Genomic DNA, 7,110 nt, shown 5'->3' with positions numbered 1-7,110 from the left:
GGCCACTTCTTTCGCTGTTTTCCCATAATTTCCCTCCAGTGTGCCCCACCCTCGCAAGTGGGCGGACGTTTTTGGAAGGATTTCTTGGAGCATTACCCCTGCTCCTGATCTCTGCACGGCTTAGGCCGGGATTTTTAAGGCTTGGAACTGGGAATCTGCCCGCCCAGTTGCGTTGAATGGAGACTGAGGGGAAGTGCTGGAATTTTCCCTAGTCTGACCGCTTGGTAGGCGCAGACGTACATGCCTGCCGACCAAGCCTGCAGGGGATGACCCATCGGTCTGCCGGAGCGTCCGTGCAACCATTCGTTGAACTCCCAGGGGCGGGTGCGGCCTTTTTCGTTGGCCAGCGCCAGACTATGCAGCGCTTCCTCTGCACGGCCACGCATGCCGACTTGTTGCAGGGTCAGCACGTAGAATCCGCCCAGAAATGGCCAGATGCCGCCGTTGTGGTACTGATCGGGTAGGTTCAGGTTGCGGCTGCGGAAGTGCTCTCGCCAGTCGCGCTCGCCAGGATAGATCGGCGGAAAAAAGGCCTTCAGTGGAGCAGGATCGTCGGTGCCCGCCGCGTGGGCGTAATCCAGAATGCTGCTCGTCTGCTCAGGACCAGCCACGCCGAACAAGATGGCCAGCATGTTGCCAAACCCGTCGAAGGTGTTGCCAAATTCGCGGAAGCCTGCCCAGGACAGGTAAAACGGCTTCTCGGTCAGGGTGGCGGTATTCTGGTAGAGGAAAAACCATTCCAGCCGCATGGCCCTGAGTTCTTCGAGCTGTTGCCCGAACTCGTGACCATTCCAGGGCCGGTCCAGCCACAGCAGCAAGTTGATCTTGCGCCTCACGTCGGCGGCCTGTTCCCGGAGCTGCTGACCCTCGCCTGATGTGCTGTCCAATGCAGCGCTGAGCTGCGCGGCGGCTTCTAGGGTGCCGACATAGAGCGCATTGGCATACAGCGTGTTGTAACGGGTCGAGTATAAGTCGGCCCAGTCGGCGGCCTCCGGCGCTTCGAGCAGGCCGCAGCCGTTCATGTCCTGGTAAGCCAGCCAGGTCAGCGCCGCTTGAAGGCGCGGCCAGGCTGCCCGCAAAAAAGCCGCATCGCCGGTGGTCTGGTGGTAAGCGAAGTGGCCCAGCACAAACCACATGTTGGCGTCGATAGCTCCGGCATTTTCGGTGGTCACTTCCCCGGTGCGCGTGTCCACATTCAGTGGAATCATGCCCAGCACGCTCTGATGTGCGCCCAGCGTCTCTAAGCTGACTCGCACCGCCTGAATCAGCTCCTCGTCCCCGGTCATCAGCGCGCCCAGAGCCGTGATCGGCGCGTCTCTGGCCCACACCTGTGGATAGCCGCTGCCCAGCGAACTGGCTTTGAGGCCCAGCGGAGAGGCGCAGCCGCGCAGCACTTTGAGAGCTTCTTGATATGCCTGTTCAACCTTGTCCATGTGATCCTCCATCCTCTGATCGCGCTGGGCGCAAATCTGCTTCGGAGCAGGCCGCCAGACAGGAAAAAAGGCAAATACACCCAGCCGCTGTGCGCTGCTTTGCTCCTCTGACGCTCCCACAAAGGTTCCTGAAGTGTGCCCCGCCCTGACACTGTGAAGTGGCCTAACTATAGAAGGTTATTTGCGTAGAGCCAATCAGGAGACGTGCCGAGGATGCACTCGGTACAACGAACAAACAGGCCACTCTTGCTTGACTTGCCCGCGCTTCAGGGCTACGCTTTCAGGTATCTCACCTAACTAAAGGCAACGTTGTCACGCTCCTCTGCAGATTTTTGGTTCGTTTGGGCCCCACTGGAGGACTGTGAATATCGCTCAGCAGGTCTGGCTTCACATTCAGCAGTACGGTCCAGGTTCGCGTGCGGAACTGGCGCGGCACCTGCGGCGCTCCAAGCCTGCAACTTCAGCGGCCATCGACACGCTGCTGCAGCAAGATCTGCTGCTGGAACTGGGTCAGGGACGCAGCACACTCGGCAGGCCGCCCAAGCTGGTGAACCTCAACCACCGCTCCCGGCTGGTGGTGGGCGCAGAAGTGGACGTGCATGAACTGCGGTTAGGCCTGGGCGATTTGCGCGGCGACTTGTTGGAACAGCGTTCAGTTCCCTGGCGTGGCGGGGAGGCCAGCGGTGAACTGGGGCCAGCCTTGAAACGCGCAATCGACGCTCTCTGCGGGCCACAGGGCCAAGTCCCGCGTGCGCTGGCCCTGGGTTTGCCGGGTGTGGTGCGGGACGGCGTGGTGAGTCACGCTCCCAATTTGCCTGAACTCGAAGACCCCGCCACGCTCACGCGGCTGCGGAGTGAACTGAGCTTCCCCGTCTTGCTTTACAACGACGTCAATCTGGCCGCCGTCAGTGAAGCGCGTCCCGGTGAGTTGCTGGCCTTCGTCTCAATCGGCAGCGGCTTCGGTGTGGGCATCACCCAGGGCCGGGAGCTGCTGGACGGCCATCAAGGCAGAGCGGGAGAGCTGGGTTACCTGCCCGGCGCGGGCGGCGAGAATCTGGGACAGTTGCTGTCTGAAACCGGTTTGGCCCGTCTGCTGGGTTTGCAGGCCACGCAGCTGGTCCCGCTGCTGGCGGGGCGCTCCCCGGCCATGCTGGAGCGCGCGGCCATGCGCCCCTTTCTGAGCGCCCTTCTGAGCGCTCTGCAGGTGCTGACCCTCACGCTCGATCCTGCCCGGATCGTGATCGGCGGCAGGATCGGCAGCAAGTTGCTGGCGCAGCTTCCCAGTCTTCAGCGTCAGTTGCAGGAGAGCTTGCCGTTCGCGCCGCAGTTGTGCATTTCGCAGTTCCCAGACAGCGCGGTGGTGCAGGGGGCCGTGCAGATGGCTGCCGCGAGGGCCAGCGCTGATCTGCTCGAGGAGTTGAGTGACCGTGCAAGACCACACCAGTCCGCCCACGCCTGAAAAGCGTACCGCACTCCCGACCGCGTTTAGCCGCCCGCTCATGTTCTCACGCCCGTTGCGGGCCGGAGGTTCCAAATGAAAAAAGCCACCTTGACTCTCCTTGCCACCTTGATGCTGACCTCATCGGCCTCAGCGGCCACTAAGCTGGTGTTCTCGTTCTGGGGCGATCCTGCTGAAGCGCCGCCCTTTTTGGAGATCGTCAAGAATTTCAACGCCACCCATCCCGATATTCAGGTGGACTACCAGCAGACCCCTTGGAGTGGATACTGGACGAAACTGGACGCTCAACTGGCCGCCAAGGCTGGGCCGGACGTGATGTTCATCACCAACGTTCCCACTTATGCCAGCCGCGCTCAGTTGGAGCGCCTGGATTCATACATCGCTAAGGACAAATTCCCTATCGCGGACTACAACCCCGAATTTCTGGCGATTCACAAGTATAAAGGCGGCCTCTTTTCCATTCCGCGTGACAACGACACCATGGTGTTGTATTACAACAAAGACGCCTTCGACGCCGCCAAGCTTGCCTATCCCACCGACAAATGGAAGTGGGCTGATCTGCGGACCGCCGCCCTGAAACTCACGCAGCGCAGTGGCAGCCGGGTCAGCCGCTACGGCGTGATCCTGGAGAACAACAAGTGGCCGACGTTTGTGTATCAGAACGGCGGCAAGGTCTTCGACGATCCCTTCAACCCGACCAAATTCATGCTCAATGACCCCAAAGGCGTGCAGGCCATTCAGTTCCTGGGCGACCTCATCAACAAAGACAAAGTGGCTCCAGCGTTCCAAGAGATGGCGCAGATTGGCGACAGCACCCAACTGTTCAGCAGTGGTCAGGCGGCGATGGTGATGACCAACGCCGCCCGCCTGACCACTTTCAAGACTGCGCCGTTCAAGTGGGCGGTGGCTCCGCTGCCCACCGGTCCCAGCGGCCTGCGGGCCAACACGGTGGGCGGCGCGGGCTTCGCAATGAATGCCAACAGCCAGCACAAAGCCGAAGCTTGGACATTCCTTCAGTATTTGGCCGGTCAGCAGGGGCAAATCATCTTCGCCAAAGCGGGCGGGGCCGTGCCCGCCATGAACCGCGACAAAGCCGTCGCTGCCGCTTTCGATGTGCCATTCAAGTCTGTTTTTCTGGCCGAGAGTGACCGTAAGGGCGTCTATCCCAACTTCGCCGCTTATGTCCAGATCACCAACACCATGCTCAACCCAGCGCTCGACACGGTCTGGAACGGTGAAAGCACCGCTAAAGCTGCGCTTGATAAGATCGCGCCCGACGTCAACAAGATGCTCAAGTAAACCTGAGCGGGGCGGTGGACTGGGGAACGCTCTCCGGCCACCGCCCCGATTCCTTTAATCCACAGGAGGTTTTGCCCTTGAAGATTATCGACGCACACGTTCACTACGGCCACTGGGATCGCCTGACGACGCGCGGCGCGGAGGACGGCTTTTTAGAAGAGATGGCTGAGGTCTGCGAGCAGGTGGGCATCGTCAAAATCGGGTTGCTGGCCAATCCGGGACGGGGCAACGACGCACTGGCGCGGGCGCTCGAGCAGCGGCCCGATCTGGTGATCGCCATGGGCCGACTCGACTTAGACCGCGACCCGGTCAGCACCGTCGAGGACTTTTATCAACGCGGCTTTCACGGCATCAAGGTGATCGGCGTGTCCAAAAACTACGACGATGAAGCCTACTACCCCTTCTATGAGCAGGCCCAGGCGCGGGGACTACGGATTCTGTTTCACACCGGGATTCTGGGCGGCCCGGTGGACTACCTGATGGGGGCCAAGGAAGACGCCTGGAAAGCGCCGCCCGAAGGTGAGGCAGAGGAGAAGTTGGTTCAGGAGCTTGGTCGGCAGATTCGCACCCGGCCCTACGGCTTTTCCAGCGCCCGGATGCAGCCGATCTACCTGGACACCATCGCCTTTTACTTTCCTGAGCTGTTCATGATCGGCGCACATCTGGGATGGCCGGATTACCGCACCGCCTGCGCGATCGCCCGCTGGCGGCCCCGGCTGTACTTCGATGTCAGCGGCGGAGACGTGGTGCACCACCACATCGTCGAGGGAGGCTACATTGGCCGCGAGATCTCGCCGCGCAAACTGGTCTACGGCAGCGACAGTGATCTCAACCGCATCGCCGGAGATGTCAAGCGCTGGAGAGACGCTTTTGACGCCATGGGGTTGAGCGCCGACGATCAGGAGCAGATCTTTTACCGTAACGCTGCCCATATCTTTGGTATCGGCGGCGCATGAGCGGCAGGATGGCCCGTGAGGAGACCCGCAGCGCGTGGCTCTTCTTGGCCCCCAGCCTGCTGCTGTTCATGGTGTTCGTACTGCTGCCGGTACTGGCGGCCTTCGGCATTTCGTTTTCCAGCTGGGATCTGTTTACCGCGCCGCACTGGGCCGGGCTGGACAATTACCGCCAGCTGCTGTTTGAGGACAAGCTGTTTCACAAGGTTATGCGCAACACCTTCTTCTACGTGATCTGGACGGTACCGGTACAGATGATCCTGGCGTTTTTCGTGGCGCTGCTGCTCAACCGGGGCGTCTGGGGCCAGAACGCCCTGCGCGTCATCTATTTTCTGCCGGTGGTGTCGTCCACGGTAGCAGTCGCGCTGATCTGGTCGTGGATCTTTAACAGCAACTTCGGCGTCCTCAATGCTCTGCTCAGTGCCGTGGGCGTACAGGACTTGCCGGGCTGGCTCAATTCGTCGAAGTACGCACTGCCTGCTTTGATTATCGTTGCCATCTGGCAGGGGCTGGGCTACTCGATGGTACTGTTCTTGGCGGGTTTGCAGGGCATCCCCCGCGAGGCTTACGAAGCGGGCGAGATCGACGGCGCGGTGGGCTGGAAAAAGCACCGCTTCATCACCTTGCCGCTCTTGTCACCCACCACCTTTTTCGTCGCCATCGTCAGCTTGATCGGCTCGTTTCAGGTATTCGACCTGGCCTTCGTGATGACCCAGGGCGGCCCCGCAAACGCCACCAATACCATCGTCTATTACGTTTATCAGAACGCCTTCCAGTTTTACCGCATGGGCTACGCCAGCGCCGCCGCCATGATCTTGTTCGCTATTATCTTGGCCTTTACGCTGGTGCAGTACCGCTTGCAACATCGGTGGGTTCATTATGATTAAGGCTTGGATAGAGAAGCAGACCCGTTTTATTTGGGGAGAAGGGGGCGTCTGGTGACGGTAGAGACCACACAACCACCTCAGGCTCAGCTTCAAGTGAGCGGACGGCGCAGCCGGAACCCTACGCTCAACTGGGTCATTTTCGGTGTCCTGCTGCTGGGAGCACTCAGCATGTCCGCACCGTTTATCTGGATGATCTCCAGCAGTCTTAAAGCTCCCACCGAAATCTTCAAATACCCGCCCGCGCTACTGCCTGCCGAGGCGCAGTGGCAAAACTACACCCGCATCTTCAGCCTGATTCCATTCGGGCGGTTGATGCTCAACAGCTTGTTTGTGTCGCTGGCCGTCACGGCTTTGCAACTGCTGGTGTGCAGTATGGCCGCCTACGCTTTTGCCCGCCTGCACTTCCGGGGGCGTGAACTGCTGTTCTTGCTGTACCTCAGTGCCCTGATGATTCCCTCGCAGGTCACGCTGATTCCCAATTTCATCCTGGTAAGGCAACTCGGTTGGATTGACACGTACGCCGCGCTGATCTTGCCATTTGCTTTCAGCAGCTTCGGCACATTTCTACTGCGTCAGGCGTTTCTGACCATCCCCAGAGAGCTGGAGGAGGCCGCCCGCATCGACGGCGCGAGTTACGCGCAGGTGTTCTGGCGCATCATGCTGCCGCTGGCGCGGCCCGCGCTGGGTGCACTGGGGATTTTCACCTTCATCGCGCAGTGGAACAATTTTCTGTGGCCGCTGATCACCACCACCAGACCGGAGATGCAGACACTGACGGTGGGCTTGGCGGGTCTGCGTGGGCAGTACAACACCGACTGGGCGCTGCTGATGACTGGCAGCGTGCTGGCAATTTTGCCCATCTTCGTGGTGTTCGCCGTCGGCAACAAGTCCTTTATCCAGGGCATCACCGCTGGGGGATTCGGCGGACGCTGAAACCCCCTAGCCAAGCCACTGGTTTATCTGCTGGGTGGTAATGCTCCAAGAAATCCTTCCAAAAACGTCCGCCCACTTGCGAGGGTAGGGCACACTGGAGGGAAATTATGGGAAAACAGCGAAAGAAGTGGCCGACCGACACCAAA

Annotated in this window: 6 protein-coding genes; 5 read left to right on the top strand and 1 reads right to left on the bottom strand. The window is 60.2% G+C overall.

Annotated features, from left to right (window positions below; genetic code table 11):
• Positions 1–134 precede the first annotated feature (134 nt).
• The gene (locus FNU79_RS18455) at positions 135–1,433 is read right to left on the bottom strand and encodes an amylo-alpha-1,6-glucosidase (protein ID WP_143722263.1); all 1,299 of its coding nucleotides are present in this window, start codon (positions 1,431–1,433) and stop codon (positions 135–137) included.
• A 361-nt stretch (positions 1,434–1,794) separates the two neighbouring features.
• Here FNU79_RS18455 and FNU79_RS18450 point away from each other — a divergent pair, with 361 nt between their 5' ends.
• From FNU79_RS18450 to FNU79_RS18430, 5 genes are all read left to right on the top strand, one after another.
• The gene (locus FNU79_RS18450) at positions 1,795–2,892 is read left to right on the top strand and encodes an ROK family protein (RefSeq protein WP_185974812.1); all 1,098 of its coding nucleotides are present in this window, start codon (positions 1,795–1,797) and stop codon (positions 2,890–2,892) included.
• A 75-nt stretch (positions 2,893–2,967) separates the two neighbouring features.
• A complete protein-coding gene (locus FNU79_RS18445) occupies positions 2,968–4,191 on the top strand; it encodes an ABC transporter substrate-binding protein (protein WP_143722261.1) in 1,224 nt (407 codons plus the stop codon).
• A gap of 77 nt (positions 4,192–4,268) precedes the next feature.
• Positions 4,269–5,147 (top strand): amidohydrolase family protein, encoded by an 879-nt coding sequence (locus tag FNU79_RS18440; RefSeq protein ID WP_124873940.1) that lies wholly within the window; start codon positions 4,269–4,271, stop codon positions 5,145–5,147.
• Positions 5,144–6,031, top strand: coding sequence for a carbohydrate ABC transporter permease (locus tag FNU79_RS18435; RefSeq protein ID WP_124873938.1), 888 nt, complete (start codon positions 5,144–5,146; stop codon positions 6,029–6,031). The genes FNU79_RS18440 and FNU79_RS18435 overlap by 4 nt, the downstream gene beginning before the upstream one ends.
• 51 nt (positions 6,032–6,082) lie before the next feature.
• The gene (locus FNU79_RS18430) at positions 6,083–6,964 is read left to right on the top strand and encodes a carbohydrate ABC transporter permease (protein ID WP_225430181.1); all 882 of its coding nucleotides are present in this window, start codon (positions 6,083–6,085) and stop codon (positions 6,962–6,964) included.
• Positions 6,965–7,110: the final 146 nt, after the last annotated feature.

It is taken from the genome of Deinococcus detaillensis (assembly GCF_007280555.1).
In the GTDB taxonomy this organism is placed as follows: domain Bacteria; phylum Deinococcota; class Deinococci; order Deinococcales; family Deinococcaceae; genus Deinococcus; species Deinococcus detaillensis.
The sequence above is the reverse complement of the archived record's forward strand: the minus strand, read 5'-3'. Positions and strand labels throughout refer to the sequence as shown.

What these genes read in the sequence shown, in the direction of transcription:
- FNU79_RS18455 (WP_143722263.1), bottom strand. Translation starts at nt 1,433, where the DNA reads ATGGACAAGGTTGAACAGGCATATCAAGAAGCTCTCAAAGTGCTGCGC.
- FNU79_RS18445 (WP_143722261.1), top strand. Translation starts at nt 2,968, where the DNA reads ATGAAAAAAGCCACCTTGACTCTCCTTGCCACCTTGATGCTGACCTCA.
- FNU79_RS18435 (WP_124873938.1), top strand. Translation starts at nt 5,144, where the DNA reads ATGAGCGGCAGGATGGCCCGTGAGGAGACCCGCAGCGCGTGGCTCTTC.